The 17,513-nt window shown below is 50.4% G+C and carries 18 protein-coding genes and 4 pseudogenes; 12 read left to right on the plus strand and 10 right to left on the minus strand.

From position 1 onward, the window contains the following. Positions 1-25: 25 nt before the first annotated feature. A pseudogene (locus tag ACPXSQ_RS04660) lies at positions 26-145 on the plus strand (transposase); the annotation flags it as partial. A gap of 224 nt (positions 146-369) precedes the next feature. On the opposite strand, the gene ACPXSQ_RS04665 reads toward ACPXSQ_RS04660, so the two are convergent. Next, positions 370-573 carry a hypothetical protein gene (locus ACPXSQ_RS04665; protein ID WP_426142966.1) on the minus strand — a complete coding sequence of 68 codons (204 nt, stop codon included), beginning with the start codon at positions 571-573 and terminating at the stop codon, positions 370-372. Between the two features lie 263 nt (positions 574-836). On the opposite strand from ACPXSQ_RS04665, the gene vapB reads away from it, so the two are divergent. The 3 genes from vapB to ACPXSQ_RS04680 are packed head-to-tail and all read left to right on the plus strand — an operon-like array spanning position 837 to position 2,834. Then, on the plus strand, positions 837-1,067 hold the full coding sequence (gene vapB, locus ACPXSQ_RS04670; protein ID WP_426142968.1) for a type II toxin-antitoxin system VapB family antitoxin: 231 nt from the start codon (positions 837-839) through the stop codon (positions 1,065-1,067). Next, positions 1,064-1,480 (plus strand): type II toxin-antitoxin system VapC family toxin, encoded by a 417-nt coding sequence (locus ACPXSQ_RS04675; RefSeq protein WP_426142970.1) that lies wholly within the window; start codon positions 1,064-1,066, stop codon positions 1,478-1,480. Before vapB ends, ACPXSQ_RS04675 begins: the two co-directional genes overlap by 4 nt. 58 nt (positions 1,481-1,538) lie before the next feature. Further along, a complete protein-coding gene (locus ACPXSQ_RS04680; RefSeq protein WP_426142971.1) occupies positions 1,539-2,834 on the plus strand; it encodes a putative phage abortive infection protein in 1,296 nt (431 codons plus the stop codon). 499 nt (positions 2,835-3,333) lie between these two features. Here the strand turns inward: ACPXSQ_RS04680 and ACPXSQ_RS04685 are convergent, their stop codons facing one another. Both ACPXSQ_RS04685 and ACPXSQ_RS04690 read right to left on the minus strand, forming a co-directional pair. Beyond that, a complete protein-coding gene (locus ACPXSQ_RS04685) occupies positions 3,334-3,594 on the minus strand; it encodes a DUF2534 family protein (RefSeq protein WP_426142973.1) in 261 nt (86 codons plus the stop codon). A gap of 98 nt (positions 3,595-3,692) precedes the next feature. Beyond that, positions 3,693-4,210, minus strand: a pseudogene (locus ACPXSQ_RS04690) (TonB-dependent receptor domain-containing protein); the annotation flags it as partial. An 88-nt stretch (positions 4,211-4,298) separates the two neighbouring features. Between ACPXSQ_RS04690 and ACPXSQ_RS04695 the strand changes: the two are divergent. The 6 genes and pseudogenes from ACPXSQ_RS04695 to ACPXSQ_RS04720 form a co-directional block, all read left to right on the plus strand. Further along, positions 4,299-5,327: a hypothetical protein gene (locus ACPXSQ_RS04695; protein WP_426142975.1), complete on the plus strand. Its 1,029-nt coding sequence runs from the start codon at positions 4,299-4,301 to the stop codon at positions 5,325-5,327. 88 nt (positions 5,328-5,415) lie between these two features. Then, the gene (locus ACPXSQ_RS04700; protein ID WP_426142977.1) at positions 5,416-5,997 is read left to right on the plus strand and encodes a hypothetical protein; all 582 of its coding nucleotides are present in this window, start codon (positions 5,416-5,418) and stop codon (positions 5,995-5,997) included. Positions 5,998-6,050: 53 nt separating this feature from the next. Then, positions 6,051-6,479, plus strand: coding sequence for a hypothetical protein (locus ACPXSQ_RS04705; RefSeq protein WP_426142980.1), 429 nt, complete (start codon positions 6,051-6,053; stop codon positions 6,477-6,479). A gap of 660 nt (positions 6,480-7,139) precedes the next feature. After that, positions 7,140-7,397 (plus strand): hypothetical protein, encoded by a 258-nt coding sequence (locus ACPXSQ_RS04710; protein WP_426142982.1) that lies wholly within the window; start codon positions 7,140-7,142, stop codon positions 7,395-7,397. A 224-nt stretch (positions 7,398-7,621) separates the two neighbouring features. Next, positions 7,622-7,945: pseudogene (locus tag ACPXSQ_RS04715) on the plus strand (GNAT family N-acetyltransferase); the annotation flags it as partial. 106 nt (positions 7,946-8,051) lie between these two features. Further along, positions 8,052-8,205, plus strand: a pseudogene (locus ACPXSQ_RS04720) (ISNCY family transposase); the annotation flags it as partial. Positions 8,206-8,352: 147 nt separating this feature from the next. On the opposite strand, the gene ACPXSQ_RS04725 reads toward ACPXSQ_RS04720, so the two are convergent. The 3 genes from ACPXSQ_RS04725 to pth all read right to left on the minus strand — a co-directional run bounded on the left by ACPXSQ_RS04725 (position 8,353) and on the right by pth (position 11,546). Further along, a complete protein-coding gene (locus tag ACPXSQ_RS04725) occupies positions 8,353-9,546 on the minus strand; it encodes a tyrosine-type recombinase/integrase (RefSeq protein WP_426142984.1) in 1,194 nt (397 codons plus the stop codon). A gap of 214 nt (positions 9,547-9,760) precedes the next feature. Next, positions 9,761-10,852, minus strand: a complete 1,092-nt coding sequence (ychF, locus tag ACPXSQ_RS04730) for a redox-regulated ATPase YchF (RefSeq protein ID WP_013025517.1) — start codon at positions 10,850-10,852, stop codon at positions 9,761-9,763. A gap of 106 nt (positions 10,853-10,958) precedes the next feature. Beyond that, positions 10,959-11,546: an aminoacyl-tRNA hydrolase gene (gene pth, locus ACPXSQ_RS04735; protein WP_014606001.1), complete on the minus strand. Its 588-nt coding sequence runs from the start codon at positions 11,544-11,546 to the stop codon at positions 10,959-10,961. 260 nt (positions 11,547-11,806) lie between these two features. On the opposite strand from pth, the gene ychH reads away from it, so the two are divergent. Beyond that, entirely contained in the window at positions 11,807-12,085 is a 279-nt protein-coding gene (ychH, locus tag ACPXSQ_RS04740) for a stress-induced protein YchH (RefSeq protein ID WP_013025519.1), read from the plus strand. On the opposite strand, the gene ACPXSQ_RS04745 is transcribed toward ychH, so the two are convergent. The 4 genes from ACPXSQ_RS04745 to lolB form a co-directional block, all read right to left on the minus strand. After that, positions 12,077-13,231 (minus strand): GGDEF domain-containing protein, encoded by a 1,155-nt coding sequence (locus ACPXSQ_RS04745; protein ID WP_014606000.1) that lies wholly within the window; start codon positions 13,229-13,231, stop codon positions 12,077-12,079. The genes ychH and ACPXSQ_RS04745 overlap by 9 nt on opposite strands. A gap of 220 nt (positions 13,232-13,451) precedes the next feature. Next, positions 13,452-14,399 carry a ribose-phosphate diphosphokinase gene (prs, locus tag ACPXSQ_RS04750; protein ID WP_006118899.1) on the minus strand — a complete coding sequence of 316 codons (948 nt, stop codon included), beginning with the start codon at positions 14,397-14,399 and terminating at the stop codon, positions 13,452-13,454. Positions 14,400-14,535: 136 nt separating this feature from the next. Next, positions 14,536-15,393, minus strand: coding sequence for a 4-(cytidine 5'-diphospho)-2-C-methyl-D-erythritol kinase (gene ispE, locus ACPXSQ_RS04755; protein ID WP_013025521.1), 858 nt, complete (start codon positions 15,391-15,393; stop codon positions 14,536-14,538). Then, positions 15,390-16,013, minus strand: coding sequence for a lipoprotein insertase outer membrane protein LolB (lolB, locus tag ACPXSQ_RS04760; RefSeq protein ID WP_014605999.1), 624 nt, complete (start codon positions 16,011-16,013; stop codon positions 15,390-15,392). Before lolB ends, ispE begins: the two co-directional genes overlap by 4 nt. A 217-nt stretch (positions 16,014-16,230) precedes the next feature. On the opposite strand from lolB, the gene hemA reads away from it, so the two are divergent. After that, positions 16,231-17,487, plus strand: a complete 1,257-nt coding sequence (gene hemA / locus ACPXSQ_RS04765; protein WP_014605998.1) for a glutamyl-tRNA reductase — start codon at positions 16,231-16,233, stop codon at positions 17,485-17,487. Positions 17,488-17,513 lie beyond the last annotated feature (26 nt).

Consider the following 17,513-nt stretch of genomic DNA (forward strand, 5'->3'; position numbering starts at 1 on the left):
TCATAAGCCACATGAGGACATCCCCATGAAGAAGCGATTTTCCGACGAACAGATCATCAGTATTCTCCGTGAGGCAGATGCCGGGGTTTCTGCCCGTGAACTCTGCCGCAGGCACGCCATTTCCGATGCCACCTTTTATATCTATGGACTACCTCCGTTTTGCAAGTACTGAATTTGGTTTTGGGTTGTTGCTTACATCTATCCGGCATCAGGAAAATCTGTGCCCAAATGGGTAATCCGCACACAATCGCCTCAACAACTGGACGGCCTCTGAGGCCAGTATAAAAATCAGGTTCCGATTGTGCAGGTGCAACCTGTAACCATTTCTCAGTACGCTGCAACTTTTGCTGACAGGGTATTAATTTCACACTACCTGATAACCCATGAATTTCCCGCATAGGGCAACGCGCGTTCTTCAACCATGCTGCATGCAAGCTGAATCGCATTTTCAATACTGGCAGGATCGTTAGCATCGAAATGGACATCATAACTTCCGTTTAAGACTTCCGTTGCTCTCTCAACCTCTTTTAGCTGTTTATGCATTCTGTCTAAACCTGTGATTTTTACGCCCATAACAACCTCCGGACTAAGTGAGATGAATCAACCTGTATAGATAGCACGCTGGAAGAAGAGGGTAGTGGATATCAGTCAAATTCTGCGTAATTTCATTAAGATCCGGTTTAACCATTTTTCGGATCTCCTAGAAAAAGAGACAACTACATATAGGTGTGGCATACGCATATATCTGCCATCTGCAGATGCTTACCCTATACAAGCAACCGAAAGATACACATACTTGCCATATGTATAAAGGCCGGTCGGCCAGGAGAAAAAACATGAGAACCGTATCTATTTTTAAAAACGGCAACAACCGCGCCATCCGCTTACCCCGCGATCTGGATTTTGAGGGGGTGAGCGAGCTGGAGATTGTCCGGGAAGGGGACCGCATCATCCTGCGTCCCGTCCGGCCGACTTGGGGCTCGTTTGCGCAGCTCGAAAAAGCTGACCCGGACTTTATGGCGGAGCGCGAGGACGTTGTCACCGACGAAGGACGATTAAACCTGTGAACAAGACCTATATGCTGGACACCAACATCTGCTCATTCATCATGCGCGAGCAGCCGGAAGCCGTCCTGAAGCGCCTGGAGCAGGCGGTGCTGCGCGGTCACCGTATCGTGGTCTCGGCCATCACCTACTCCGAGATGCGCTTCGGCGCCATCGGCCCGAAGGCCTCGCCGCGCCACATCGAGCTGGTTGACGCGTTCTGCGCCCGCCTCGATGCCGTCCTGCCCTGGGATCGCGCCGCCGTGGATTCGACCACGGAGATTAAGATGGCGCTGCGCATGGCCGGCACGCCGATCGGCCCGAACGATACGGCGATTGCCGGGCACGCCATCGCCGCCGGTGCCGTGCTGGTGACGAATAATGTAAGAGAGTTTGAGCGGGTGCCGGGGCTGGAGCTCGAAGACTGGGTGAAATAATATCGGGTGACGGGATGCAGCTGAATTTGCATTATGTCTCACCCTGAAAGGAAAATGAATGCGTTTTATATGGGAACATTACTGGCTGAATCCGGATCCCGTCGTGGGATTGTTTACCGCATTTGGTGCGATAGTGACAGCACTGGCCGTTACCTATTCGGTCAAGGCTGTGAAGGAAGCTCAGAACAACACGAGGGTTGCCAGAGAGGCGCTCGATAAGGCAACTCTCAATGCAAAACGTGATGAATTTGTGAGGCATTTTACCATGCTGCTTGAGCAGCATAATGTGCAGCTCGCTATCGTGAAGAGGTTTCTGGATGACGAGTATAATGCGGAAATCGCGAAGAAAGATGAAGAGAAAAAGGGTCTTCTCCCGACGTTAAGCCGGCCAGTCAGTCACATCGACGCTTTTAATCTGTTGCGTGGCCACAGTGTGATCAGCCCCTACATGCGCATCCTCTATCATCTGCTGAAATATGTGGCTGAGGATTTTTACACAGAAAACGCCACGCTTAAGCAGAAAAAAAAATACACTTCAGTGGTCCGTTCTCTTATACGCAACGACGTGCTTTTTCTGGTCGCGGTCAATGCAAGCTATATCCGTGAAAATGGCAAGGAAACGCAATACGCTGCCTATCAGCAATATCTTCATGATTTTGACTTTTTTGAACACGCTATTTTCTTTTGCCCCAACAACACCAACGGTGATAAAGACGAGAATGTGATCAGTGAATGGAATGAAAATTTTGTGGAAATTTACTGTGAACATTTCAAGAATGTTATTTCACAAGGGGATCCGGACTCCACATTCGATATAATATTCTCATTCCCCCCGGCCATGGTGGTCTCATTCATATTCAACAGCCCTAAGCATAACGCAATAGTCGGGTTAATGAACGACCTGCCTGATTACATTAAAAAGGCCTTTGAAGACGCGAAAACGGCCTTCGTCCAGGAACGAGCTTTCTTCCTGAACATGGAGTCATTTTTTAATGAGTATATGGGGCGCTCAGTGTTCGAAATACCTGACAATGGCCAAACGGTCGTGATGTCCCCTGAAGATTACACTAACAATTATCAGGACAAACCTGTTGTTGACGTGGATTTTATCCAGTCCGCGCTCAACAATCTTAAAAAAACGGGTCGTATATCAGACTCGCATCAGTTTTTTTATGACCATGATAAGAAAGGTAGTCAATTAACCCGTTTAAAATTGACTGACCGTTGCCGTGAGTTTGCTTCCTTAAAAAACTTATGGGATAAAGCGAATGACGGAACCTATGATCCAATACAGGAAAAAAACATAAAAAGATGGCAGGATCTTGTAGGGGAAATTCAGTTACAGCAGCGGTGATTTAAACGCGCCTTCTGTATATTTTATGTGTCTGCCGAAAGGACAGAACTGATTTCTGGTTGATCCCGTTGGCTTCTGGCATGAAATGCTTCGGTTTCTTGATTTATGTCGGGGGAATTCCAGCCTTTCAATCTGACTGGAAAGGAGGGTATTGGCGATTATGGTGACAGTGCCGGGTAAAAATGTAAGCCACTCCGGCTCCGGCAGCACTAAAATGTCTGTCCGGTAAACGCCGGTGTTTATCAGCTGAGCCCGGCGCAGCACTGACGTCTTTATGGCGGGAAGGGCTCCGGGGCGCAGTCAGTCCTTCACGCACATGAAGGCCGGTGACGCGCGACTGCCAATCAGCATAGCGTTGTCTATTCCCCTGACGGCCGCGATGGCAATTGCATCTGAGGAGAAAAAGGCCGAAGTCGACATGTATCGTGCCAGTGTAAATGACACGATACATTTTTGAGTGCGCTTACGTTCCGGTTGTGAAGAACAAACGCGCATTCAGTTATTCTGAATCATTTTTAGGGCCGAGAAAGTAAAACCCAAAAGGCAGCGACCCCACAATGGTGAACATAAGGCTGTAAATGGCCACCCATGCGCCCTGGATGATAAACAGGGATGTGTCCCAGGTATCCATCGGCAGATTGTACTGGTCTTCCACGCCCTGGAACGCAGCTTTTGATACCACGCATCCCGCAACGATAAACAAACAAGCCACAGCAATAAGAAACTTTTTCCCTTCCGGGGTTTTGAGCATTTTCAACATAACGATTTCCTCATATTTTCTGAATAAACAACCCGGCCCTTTCGAACCGGGACCGGTCAGAATGTCACATTAATTTTGCCCCAGAATGTTCTTCCTGGTTAGTTAACGGAGGTATTGGCGGAGTAGCCAAAGCTACTGTTACCCGCCAGGTTGAGATGCTCGCTGTAATCCTTGTCCAAAAGGTTATCGACACCGGCGCTCACTTTAAAGTACTTGTTCACGCGGTAAGCTGCATTGGCGGAAACCACGGCAAAACCGGCGCTGCTGTCAAAATCTTTGCCCACCACATTACCATTCATTAATGGCCACCCGATGCTGGCTACTGACCAGACGTACCAGCCCGGTACTGCTCCTGTTAGCACTTTCCCAGGACAATCCCAGACGGGCTTCGAGAGGAGGCATTTGCGGAAGGGGGTTACCATCTTCCGTGTTCCTGCCCCCAGGAATAGGCCAGACTGGCGTCGGTTTTCCAGCTGTCGGTCAGCTTATAGCTGACACCGGCTTCGCCTCCCATGATGGTGGCGTTGATGTTATCGACTTGGCTGATATATGCATCGTTGGGATCGTAGCGGAAAAGGATATAATCATTTACGCGACCGACATAAGCAGAAACCCAGGCGTTTGTACATATCGACTGAAACCTCAGGGACTGGATATTTTTTGCTGTGCGCAGCCCCCTCTGACAAAATTTAAGGATCTTCATTATGCCTCCCTCTGTTTCTGACCCTGTTGAAATGCTCGAAGCCTGCCTTAAAGCACTAAAATCAAGGGGACTCCCCGATGGCGCAGGTCTTAAGCCCGATATGTTTCCGGACAAAAAGCGCCTACAGGCTGACACGGAACTGCAGCTGGCCATTATTGCCGTTGAAGCTGAAAAACTACTGAAACTACAGCCCGGAGATACCTTGTTCGGGATTGAATGTGATTATGACGATCGGCACTCGCTGATCAAAATGTTCATAGATGACTTGGTGCAGTTCACGACTATGCATAATATTTCGCTGGGCGTTAACATCATGAGTTTCGGTCAGATGAGAATCGCAGAGCATGCCTTCTGGCACCTTTCCCTTTCACCGTTACTACCCGCGACTTATGAAAATATTCAGCAGACCGGTGGAAACGGTCGGATCTTTGATATTTACTCTATTCCGTTCCGGATCCGCGTTGCGCTCGAGCTCAAACTCAAAAGTATTACCGGATTTGAAAAGTATGAGATCTCGTCACCGGGCCGGAATACGATCACCTCAACAGAATTTCCGTTTTCCCGGCTTGTCAGGAAACTGAAGAGCATTAACTGTCTTGCCCTTGCATGTACTCCTGACAACATCCTGAACATCTATCAGTGGGCATCCGGTTTTTGCCATACCGGTGAAAAAGAGTTTATCTGGCTTTCCATGAAAGCGCTGAAACTGATCGCTCCACTTTTCCTGTATGAAGAGCAGCGCAGGCGTGAAATAAGCCTTATCCGCAGGTGGTCTGAAGAAGGGCTTAGTGAAGGGGAAATACTGAACAAAGTCATTTCCTGGTCCGGCCCGCTTAATCCGGTCAGTTTTTACAGGGAAGGGTGGTCTCCCCTGAAACTACAGCAAAGGCTGAACAGCGATGAAGAAAAACGCATAAAAACGGAACAAAAAAAGAACCGGAGGACCACCGGCTACCGGTATTTTTTTTCAGACACGAAACTCAGTGAAGCGCACTGCTGCTTCTGTGGCCGTACAGGTAAATATTACTGAGATTGATTAGTATAAGGGCAAGGAAAGGGCAGTCATGCAGACAGAGAATAAAAAACAGCACACATCGCAGCTCAGGCACCGGTATAGCATGCTCAACTGGCGCATCCATGCGAACCTTGCCGAAGAATATTTTGAGACAGTTATCCGGCAGGCGGAAGAGAGTCATTACCCCGAAAAACTGTATGTTCAGCGTAATGACAGTCACCGTCAGATACAACTTTCAGCCGGATCTCATCCGATTGGGGAGCTGGAAGAGGTTTATGACGCATCAGGTACAAGGATCAGCCGACGTTTCCCTACGGAAAAAGGTGCCTCGCTGGTGATATCTCAGCATGCTAATGGCAGCGTGGCCATTTTCCTGTATCCGTATGCTTCCGATAAAATGAAGATGAAGGTGCCACTTATCACCTGGGCGATATATTCTGAACCGACCAGACTGACGGAGGCGGTACTGCACTCTGTTACGCGCGATTTTTTTATCTACATGAGGGTGTCAAGTGCCATTGCCAGAGAGAGCTTTACTGACCGGCTCCGGATACAGTTCCTTGATATCAAAGCCCGGAAGTATGACGACAAAGGGAGCATGATGAAAATAATATTCAGCCACTGGAGTCTGCTGGCCCTGGGTGCTGCAGGCTCCATTGCCAGTCTCTGGTCCGTATATAAATAGCAGTGACAGATACCCAGTCCGTACTTCAATTTTTAATATAAAAGGATTAGAACATGGCACTTTTTAATGAGGAATTTCGGGAGAAGATTAAGGATCTCTTTTCTGTCGCGGACAGTCATATGCTCAATAAATTAAAAAGGGGCATAGTTGTTGATGAAAACGACTGCACATCTCAGTTTACTTCTGCGGTCAGAGAGCAGTTCCCGAATCATTTCCCGATAACGATAAAGGCATATTCCCAAAAGCTCCCGGCCACCATCGAACAAGAGTGGGGTGTCGATGGGGTAATATTGTTAGTGGATCATGAATTAAATCAGGGAAAAATTTGCTTATTTGAGGCGAAGATTGACCGCCGAAACTGGGATTATATACAAAAAAAGTCCTCGCCACCTGTTTCTCATTTTTCAACGCAACTGAAAAGACAAAAAGTACCGCATGCCCGGGGCTTTATTGTCTGGGAGCAGTTTTATACCGCTTCATAGGCCAACTCTTTATGTTTTATGCATAACGTTGCGATAGAGCACAAGGGAGAGCCAACATATGACACAATATGGCGCGATGCGGATATAAGTGCAGCTTGTGAACTGCAACGTGGAAAAGGCCTGCCGGTGAATGTTGGTGAGATAATTCAGTTAGCATGTGAGTGTACTGTCGGAACGCCATTTTCCATTGACGATGTTGCAGTGCATCTCAGACAGATCCCCCCTGTTGCAAGTGCGTTGCTCATAGAAAAACAAGCCCCCGAACTGAATGACACGCTGGATGAGGAACTGAAGAGAGTATTTTCGGAAAAGCGCGAGATGAAACCTCGTCGCAGGTTTCCTTAAAGAAGAGGGCTGCTTTGAAAGCGTAAATTTTCCTTCTTTATGCCTGTTTCTAAAACAGGCATAACATGCTGTTTTAAGTAAAGAGCGGATCTTCAACTTCAGGCGGCCAGCCGGGTTGTTATGTGCTAATGCACATCACGTCTCTACTGCAGTTTTCCCGAATTCTCGTGTCTGTGAATGAGGAAACGTCCACATATAATTACCTCCGTTCGTCTTCCTGGAAGTATAGTCAACGGGACGCGGTAACTGGCTGCGCGACGATCCTCATCGCTGAGCCGCAGCGGATATTGACTGGACGAAAAGGTTGGATGAACAATGGCAAAACTAGATTTTTTATTCTGTTGGCCGCTCTGGGAAGCAGCCTCTTCGGTCGAGATTATTAGAATGCTGGCAGGGCAGGCAGAACAAAACGTAGCAGTGGCCATCAAAGCCATCGATATACCCGGCGCAGTTTCCGAGTGGGAATTTGAGGATGAATGTTATGAACCTGATGGTAGCGTTCGTTCTGTCCTGCGTTCAGGCTCCTCATTTGGATCCTGCCACAGTGAAGATCTGAACGAACTCAGGACTTAATATTGCCACCTAATAACACAGCTCATCCGACGTTCAGCCTTCCTGACCATTTATGGTCTGTTTGAACACTGGATGGGCGAATGCCTGACGCTTTTACGTGAGATTAAGGGCTATCAAAAAAATCGGAATGGGGACGATTGAGGCACTGCATTACATACTTACTAAGGTGCCCGGTGCCAGCCGCTTTCAGGATATTGATCAGATTACTGTGATCCGTAACCGCTGGCTTTTACTCACTGGCCACTGGCAGCATTAACCATACAGAGTCCATAGGCACTCTTCGGCGCAACATGGCGGATCCTGTACCGGTCATCATACTTGCTCGTTTTGCAGGCGATGTTGCATTTCGTGGAAAAGGGCTTGGTGCCGATCTGCTTCACGATGCGGTGCTGCGTTGTTATCGGGTTGCTGAGAATATCGGTGTACGTGCGATCATGGTTCATGTGCTTACTGAGGAAGCCAAAAGTTCTTATCTATACCACGACTTTAAGGCTTCAAATACACAGAAATGCACATTGTTCCTTAAACTCCCTTCACAGGTTATTTAACATAAGATAGATTTATGCACATCATCTATGTAGTAGCAAAGTTGTAATGTCCGTTCTGGGCTAAGTTAAGATGTCCGTCACGTAGATTTACCCTCAAGGGATTCTGATGACGGCTCATGCAGCGGAGTTTTTTTACTTTGGATGAAGTTAACCGACTTAAAATCATTCAGGATGTTGTCGACCAGCACCTGACAGCGCAGATGGTCGCGCAGCGCTTGGGTATCTCCTGTCAGCTATATCAAGCCAGGGCATGTGAAAATTTCGGCGGCTTGATAGTGACGCTTAATTTAGGTTAATCAAAATCCGTTATTCATGCTCTACACGTAATATAGGTTGAATTATAGGTTATTTTAAATAATCACAAATTTAATATATTAATCAATGATGAAACACCAATGCATCAGCGTTTATGAAACATCAACACTGATGTCAGTGCTGCTTACCCATCCATCAAGCTTATCAGCCCATTCCTGCATCATCACTTTGCGCTCATCAAGATACGTCGCATGGTTGTACGTGCGGCGAACGTTGTTGGTATCAGCGTGCGCAAGCTGAGCTTCGATAGCGTCAGGTCGATAGCCCATCTCGTTTAACCGTGTGCTGCCTGTGGTTCGGGTTGCATGTGGGCTGTAAGTTCCACTCCAGCCGAGGCTTTTAAGTAACTGACGCAGCGAGTGTGATGTCATCGGGCCACGTGGGTTATCTCGGCCCGGAAAGAGATGGTGTCGATGTCCGGTTAATCCCTGTAGCGTTCTAAGCATGTTGACGGCTTGGGAGGGGAGGGGAATAACATGTTCCCTACGAGCTTTCATGCGCGTCGCCGGAATGGTCCATAGTGCATTATCGAGATCGAATTCTGCCCATTCAGCTTCGGTGACTTCGGCTGGCCGCGCCAGCGTCCACCACATCAGCCACATGCAATAGTTAACCTGATATGAGCCGCGACTGTTATCAAAACAGCTTAATAGCTTCCCGATTTGCTGTGGGTTCAATGCCTGTTTGTGCTGTGTCTTATTCGCCGGAAGCGCCTTGCGTACAGGCCAGACAGGATCGCTGTCAGCTCTAAGCGTTGCTACTGCCAACTCGAAAACCGATGAAATGGTACGTCGGGCTTCAGCGGCAACAGTCGGAGCGCCGCGTTTAGCGGTTTCCTGAAGAATTTTAAGAATGTGGTGTGGGGTGATATCTCTGACAGGGAGCTTACCGATTGCGGGGAAAACCACACGTTCAAGCATATCCAGTCGGCGTGTTTTGGTAATTTCGGCCCAGTCTTTCATCTGCAACCACTCTTTGGCGATCAGCTCAAAGGTGTTAGAAGCGTCATTGACCTTGCGGATCTTATCTAACTGACGAGCCTGTGTCGGGCTAACTCCATCTGCGACTTGCTTACGCGCTTGCTCGCATTTCTCGCGAGCTTCGGCGAGCTTTATCGCTGGATACTCACCCAACGCAAACATGCTTGATTTTCCGTTGAGTTTGAATCGATAGCGCCATGCCTTTTTGCCATTGGGTTTCACTTCGAGGTAGAGACCATTAAAGTCATTGAGTCGATAGAGTTTTTCTTTCGGCCTGGCAGTGCGGCATTGCGTATCAGTGAGCATAGCGGGTCCTTGACTATTTCTTATACCGTTATTGTACTCACCTAAAATGATAATGGAAACGGATTGTACTCATCTATGTACTCATTTTAGACTGCGCTTCCATGAGATCACATGAGACAATATGGAATAAAAAATCCACGCAATTGCGTGGATTTTAGAGGGTTTTGTGAGATCTATGAGATGTTATGACACCTCATGAGACAACAAAACTAATTTAGACGTTAAACAAGAAATTCATCACATCGCCATCTTTAACAATGTACTCTTTACCTTCTGAACGCATTTTTCCGGCTTCTTTCGCGCCTTGCTCGCCCTTATAGGCAATAAAGTCTTCGAACGCGATGGTCTGCGCACGGATAAAGCCCTTCTCGAAGTCGGTATGAATTTTACCGGCGGCCTGTGGCGCGGTGGCACCGACAGGGATAGTCCATGCGCGAACTTCTTTCACGCCAGCGGTGAAATAGGTTTGCAGGTTCAGCAGGGAGTAACCGGCGCGGATCACGCGGTTCAGGCCTGGCTCTTCAATGCCCAACTCGGCCATAAACTCATCACGATCTTCATCTTCCAGCTCGGCGATGTCGGACTCAACGGCGGCGCAGACGGGCACCACAACAGAACCTTCTTTGGCCGCGATTTCGCGCACTTTATCCAGGTAGGGGTTGTTCTCAAAACCGTCTTCGTTGACGTTGGCGATGTACATGGTGGGCTTCAGCGTCAGGAAACTCAGGTAGCGCAGGGCGGCCTTGTCTTCTTCCGTCAGATCCAGCGCGCGCAGCATGCCCGCATTTTCTAAATGCGGCAGGCATTTTTCCAGTGCGGCCTGTTCTGCTTTAGCGTCTTTATCGCCGCCTTTGGCTTTCTTCTGTACGCGCTGCAGAGCACGTTCACAGGTGTCCAGATCCGCCAGCGCCAGCTCGGTGTTGATGGTTTCAATATCATCAGCCGGATCGACTTTGTTATTCACGTGAATGATATTGTCGTTCTCGAAGCAGCGCACCACGTGACCAATCGCTTCGGTCTCACGGATGTTGGTCAGGAACTGGTTGCCCAGGCCTTCACCTTTGGAGGCGCCTTTCACCAGGCCGGCGATATCAACGAATTCCATGGTGGTGGGCACTACGCGCTGCGGCTTAACGATCTCAGACAGCTGATCCAGACGCAGGTCTGGCATAGGGACGACGCCAGTGTTGGGTTCAATCGTGCAGAAGGGGAAGTTAGCCGCTTCAATACCCGCTTTAGTCAGCGCGTTAAAAAGAGTGGATTTACCGACATTTGGCAGGCCCACGATACCGCATTTGAATCCCATGGTTTAGTACCCTTTATAGCTGTATGGGCAGAGCCATTAGCAGGCTCCGCCGGAAACGTAAGATAATTTTCGCGCATTATACACAGATTCGCGACAATCTGGGCGATTAGACAGGCTTAAAGGCATGCAGGCGGTTCATCGCCTTGATGCGGTCTTCCTTTAGCCACAGTTCGGTGCAGCGCGCCGCCTCATCAATGGCATCATCAATCAGTTTTTGCTCGCTGGCTGGGGGCTTGCCCAAAACAAAGCCGGTTACCTTATTGCGATCGCCGGGATGGCCGATGCCAATCCGCAGGCGGTGAAAGTTATTGTTGTTGCCGAGCTTGCTGATAATGTCTTTCAGGCCGTTATGCCCGCCATGTCCGCCGCCTTGTTTAAATTTGGCGATGCCAGGGGGAAGGTCCAGTTCATCATGGGCCACCAGGATCTCTTCCGGCGCGATGCGATAGAAGGTCGCCATGGCTGCCACGGCTTTGCCGCTGAGGTTCATAAACGTGGTCGGCACCAGCAAGCGCACGTCTTCACCGGCTAAAGCCAGTCGTGCCGTATAGCCATAAAATTTGGCTTCTTCTTTCAACGACTGATTGTGACGCTCAGCCAGCAAGTCCAGATACCAGGCACCCGCATTGTGGCGCGTGGCGGCATATTCCGCGCCGGGATTCGCCAGGCCCACAATCAGTTTTATGCTGCTCACAAGGAATATCCTGCTGTAATAACTCAAGGGCGATAGTTTACTGTGCCGCGACGCGGATCACAAAGACCGCGCAGGGGAAATTATTAGTGTCAGTGATTAATTATTTTTCATCTAAATCAATAAACTGGAATAACGTATTGGTCACAAATCATCTGGCCTTTATGTGAGTTAGTGCACAAATTAGCCTGAAGGCATTGCCTACACTACTATCAGTTTAACATTGTGTGCGCTCATCCGACCGCGCATAAAGGAGGTGAAAGATGAAACGTCATCACTCACGCATGGCAGGTAATGCCTTGATGGGAATTGGACTCGTGACCATGCTTCTCGGCATCGGTTTTTCGATTATCAACCAGCTGCCTTCGCTTGATTTACCACAGATGCTGGCTCAGGGCGCGATGTTCGGCATTTTCTTTGGCGCACTGTTATGGCTGGTGGGCGCCTGTATTAGCGGTCGTGAAAAAGTAGAAGATCGCTATTACTGGGTGCGCCATTATGGCGATAAACGCTGTCGCCGCACCCATCATTCGTCACATTAGATTTTCTGACATAACCAGGTAAGGTTCTGTCCGATTTCTGCCCTTGGCTTTGGCGCGATAGAGTGCTTTATCCGCCAGAGCCATCAGTTGACCAAAATCTATTTCGCCGTTATCTGCAGTCGCAAAACCGATACTGACTGAATAGGCGATCTGGCCGGGACGCGAATGCTGAACGGTCTGGCGTACCTGTTCGCACCACACTCGGGCTTGCTCAAAGCGGAGCGGCAGCAGTGCTGCAAACTCCTCACCGCCCAGTCTTGCAAAGCGGCCATCCTGTGGCAGCGTTCCCGAGACCCTGTTACAAAAATCAATTAACACCCGATCCCCTTGCTGGTGCCCGTAGCGGTCATTGATCCCTTTAAAATGATCAAGGTCGAATAACACCACCGTCAGCGCTTTGTTTTGCTTCAGGCAAAACCGGATCATAGCGTCCGCCCCGGAAAACAGTGCACGACGATTCCAGATATTAGTTAGCGGGTCATGAAGCGAGGCGTCCTTAAGTGCATTACGGGTGCGTTCATTCACCATAGCTAATATGGTGACGGTGAAGCCAATCACGAAAAGCATGGATTCCAGAATCACGTAGATCGAAAAGTCAGAACCGCTGATCGCCCCCTGTATGCCAACAGGACGGGTGTTATCCAGAAATAACCGGGCGACGTGAAAAAGCAGGTGAGTCCAGAGCAATAATTGTGCGGGCCAAAAGGTGGTATTCATATCACGGCGTGCCAGCCAGAGCAGATAAATGAGTGCGGCGGTATAGGCGATGCAAAGCAGGCAGAGCACCAAAACACGCAGTGATAAGCTGTAATAAAAGGTCGGAAACAGGCAGAGCAGAGACCACAGTGCCGCCCCTGCTAAGCCGGTCATGCCTGGGGATTTACCACAGAATGTGCGAAAAGCGCTAAATAACCCCCCGTAGGCCAGCATCACTAATACGTTGCTTACGGCCACCGGTAAGAACTGGTCGCCCCTGCTGCGCAAACTGCTGAGAAAAAAGGCAACAAGCGTGAGCACGATGGCGACACAGACATAGCCCAGAATGCGGTCATAGTGAGATCCGACCCAGGCAAAGATCATAATCAGGCTCATAAACCCCAGTACGTAGAGTTCGCAAATAAATAACGTAAAGACGTCGAGGTTCATAGTGGGCGGCGATCGCAATAAAAAGTGCGGGCAAATTACCACTCAACTCAAAAAGGCAAAAGGCCAGATAACATAATTTCAGCGAAAGAGTTTTTCGTAGTGATCGTGACAATAACTGAGGTCACTCATAATGAAAATTTCTGAAAACCAAGCAGCTTTGTCGGAGGGAATAAACAGGAGACAAAAGAAAAGGCCGGGCATAATGCCCGGCCTGCGAAGATTAATGTTCGAACATTGCCGAAATGGACTCTTCGTTACTGATGCGGCGAATCGCTTCGGCCAGCATACCTGACAGCGTCAGGGTACGGACGTTTGGCAGCGACTTCATCTCTTCTGATAACGGAATGGTGTCACAGACGATAACCTGATCGATAACAGATTTACGCAGGTTTTCCACCGCATTGCCAGAGAAGATAGGGTGCGTAGCGTAAGCGAACACGCGCTTGGCACCGCGCTCTTTTAACGCTTCTGCGGCTTTGCACAGTGTGCCGCCGGTGTCGATCATGTCGTCGACCAGCACACAGTCACGGCCCGCAACGTCACCAATGATATGCATGACCTGAGAAACGTTCGCACGCGGGCGACGTTTATCGATGATTGCCATATCGGTGTCGTTCAGCAGTTTGGCAATGGCACGAGCGCGCACTACGCCACCAATGTCCGGAGACACAACAATCGGGTTTTCCAGACCGATTTGTAACATATCTTCCAGCAGAATCGGGCTGCCGAATACGTTATCAACCGGGACGTCAAAGAAGCCCTGGATCTGCTCGGCGTGCAGGTCAACCGTCAGAACACGGTCAACACCGACGCTGGAAAGGAAGTCAGCCACTACTTTAGCCGTAATAGGCACGCGGGCGGAGCGCACGCGGCGGTCCTGGCGGGCATAACCAAAGTAGGGGATAACAGCGGTAATACGACCAGCTGAAGCACGACGCAGCGCGTCGACCATCACGACCAGTTCCATCAAATTATCATTGGTGGGAGCACAGGTGGACTGGATGATGAAAATATCACCACCGCGTACATTTTCATTAATCTGTACGCTTACTTCGCCATCACTGAAACGGCCAACGGCGGCGTCTCCCAGGCTGGTGTAAAGGCGGTTGGCAATACGTTGTGCTAGTTCCGGGGTGGCGTTACCAGCAAAAAGCTTCATATCAGGCACGAGAAGAACCTCAGGCTTTGCGTCCAGAGAATGAACGTCATGACAGTAACCGGCGAATACTGTCGTGAACGTTCACACGGGTATGTGAGTGCGAAACGTGCTGTGTCTGGAACAGGGTGACACAGTCACGCTATCGCTAATCGCCTTGCAGAGTACGCTGTAACGGCGAGACGTTAAGGCCTCGAGCTACAAAACCGCGCACCCATGGTGGGGCAAGTTCCAGCACCTGGCGAGCAGCATGCTCGGTGTCAAATTCAGCAAACACACAAGCACCTGTCCCGGTCAGGCGCGACGGCGCGTATTCTAGCAGCCATGAAACAAGCTCATCAACCTCACGAAAACGTTTTCTTACTACTGATTCGCAATCGTTGACGAACGGAGCCTGTAAAAGTGCTGATAAACTGCGCACGGGCGTGTCACGGGTAAGCGCCGGATCGTTGAAGACCACCGGCGTGGCCACGCTGACGCCTGGATGGGCAACAAGATACCATTTTTCTGCAGGCGATGCTGGAGAAAGCACCTCACCGACGCCTTCGGCAAAGGCGGCATAGCCTTTAACAAAAACCGGGACGTCGGCGCCCAGTTTCACGCCCAGCTCCGCCAGCGCCTCAGGGGAAAAGCCGGTCTGCCACAGGTGGTTTAGCGCAACCAGCACGGTTGCGGCATTCGACGAGCCGCCGCCCAGCCCGCCGCCCATGGGCAAACGCTTTTCAATGGCAATGCGCGCACCGGCCCTGGCAGGCAGGCTGCCGTTTTCACGCGCCGCCGACTTGAGGCTCTCTGCCGCCCGGACAATCAGGTTTTGCGCATCCGGCACGCCAGGCACCGGCGTTAACAGCCTGATCTCATCGCTCGTGTCGGGCGTGATTGTCAGGCTGTCGCCATAATCAAGAAACTGAAACAGGGTTTGCAGATTATGGTAACCATCAGGCCGACGACCGGTGATGTACAAAAACAGATTCAGTTTTGCCGGAGCAGGCCAGGTGGTCATCATTTCAGCGTCCAGTTATCCATACGTAATTTAATACGCTGATCGCCTTCTTTTAACTCCAGGCTGGCCGGAAGCGGTGGATTGACCTTGTTGTCATAGTCAGCAATGGTCACCTGCCAGGTCTGGCCGTCATGCTTGTAGGTCAGGCTGCTTAGCTGGTACTGATCGTTGAGCTGGTAATCGGTCGCATCGCCCGGCAGGCCCATCATCCACTGGCGCAGGTTGGTCAGCGGGATATCCATGCCGGTCAGCTGCGAAATCATCTTCTGCGCATCGTTGCTGACATAACGTTTGCCCTTGTTGTCCACAATCTGCACCACTGAACCCTGAGCATCCAGCTGAAGCTCGGTGCTGCCTAACGGGTTGGTTAACAGCAGGCGATAGCGGTCGGCCGCGGTCTGCTGCCAGTTAAAGCGGGCATAGACTTTTTGTTTATCCGACAGATAGGCGAACGCGCCGCGCGTCTGATACTGGGTCACGTGGCTGACGGCTTGCTGATGCTGTTGCCACTGTGGCGCGGTGACGCTCGGGCCAGGACCTTGTGGTTTATTGATGCTACAGGCAGCCAGCAGAACACTGGCAAGGGGTAAAAGGCGCAACAGGTTGCGTGTAGAAGTCAGCATCAAGTGGTCATCTCCTCGGACACATTTTTAATTGATAACAGGTAACGCTAACCATCCGCGTTTTAACCGTCAATGCTCTTATACGGCAAAAACGCTATGATCGGCTTAATCTTATTACAGTCATAGCCTTTGTATGGCTTTTCTTGATCTGCTGCATCTTGTAGAATGCGCTTCACAAAACCCTGACATTTATTGGGATAACCCAACCTAAAACGCTATGACGCTGCTCGCACTCGGAATCAATCACAAAACTGCACCCATTGCTCTGCGCGAACGCGTTGCGTTCGGGCCGGAGTCGCTGGAGCAGGCCTTAAACAGCCTGTTATCCCAGCCTATGGTGCAGAGCGGCGTCGTGCTCTCTACCTGTAACCGAACCGAGCTGTACCTCAGTGTAGAGCAACAGGTCGATCTTCAGGAACGTCTGGTGCGCTGGCTGTGTGAATACCATCAGCTTGATGAAGCGGACGTGCGCAACAGCCTCTACTGGCATCAGGATAATGAGGCGGTCAGCCACCTGATGCGCGTAGCCAGCGGGCTGGACTCGCTGGTGTTGGGTGAACCCCAGATTCTGGGGCAGGTCAAAAAAGCCTTTGCCGACTCTCAGCGTGGTCATGCGCTGAGCAGCGAGCTGGAACGCATGTTCCAGAAAACCTTCTCGGTGGCCAAACGCGTTCGTACCGAAACCGATATTGGCGCCAATGCTGTCTCCGTGGCCTTTGCCGCCTGTACGCTGGCTCGTCAAATCTTCGAGTCGCTGTCCACGGTGAACGTGCTGCTGGTGGGTGCGGGAGAAACCATCGAACTGGTGGCCCGTCATCTCAGCGAACATCAGGTGAAAAAGCTGATCATTGCGAACCGTACCCGTGAACGTGCGGAACTGCTGGCTAACGAAGTCGGTGCGGAAGTGATTAGCCTGGCCGATATTGATTCCCGCCTGGCCGATGCCGACATCGTGATTACCTCCACCTCCAGCCCGCTGCCGATCATCGGTAAAGGCATGATGGAGCGCGCGTTAAAAGCGCGTCGTAATCAGCCGATGCTGCTGGTGGATATTGCGGTTCCTCGCGATGTGGAGCCGGAAGTGGGCAAATTAGCCAACGCCTATCTTTACAGCGTTGACGATCTGCAGGCCATCATTGAGCAAAACCTTGCCCAGCGTAAAGCCGCTGCGGTGCAGGCCGAAAGCATTGTGGTGCAGGAATGCAGCGATTTTATGGCCTGGCTGCGTTCGCAAGGCGCGGTTAACTCCATTCGTGAGTACCGCTCGCAGGCAGACGATATTCGCGCTGAGCTGGAAGGCCGTGCACTCCAGGCGCTGCAGCAGGGGGCAGATCCGCAGAAAGTCATGCAGGAACTGGCCCATAAGCTGACCAACCGTTTGATTCATGCTCCAACCAAATCTCTTCAGCAGGCCGCCCGCGACGGCGATAGCGAACGCCTGCAGATTTTACGCGACAGCCTGGGTCTCGATTAGGCACACTGCTGTCGTCATCTGTTACG

This window comes from Pantoea sp. EEL5 (genome assembly GCF_049892805.1).
Classification (GTDB): domain Bacteria; phylum Pseudomonadota; class Gammaproteobacteria; order Enterobacterales; family Enterobacteriaceae; genus Pantoea; species Pantoea ananatis.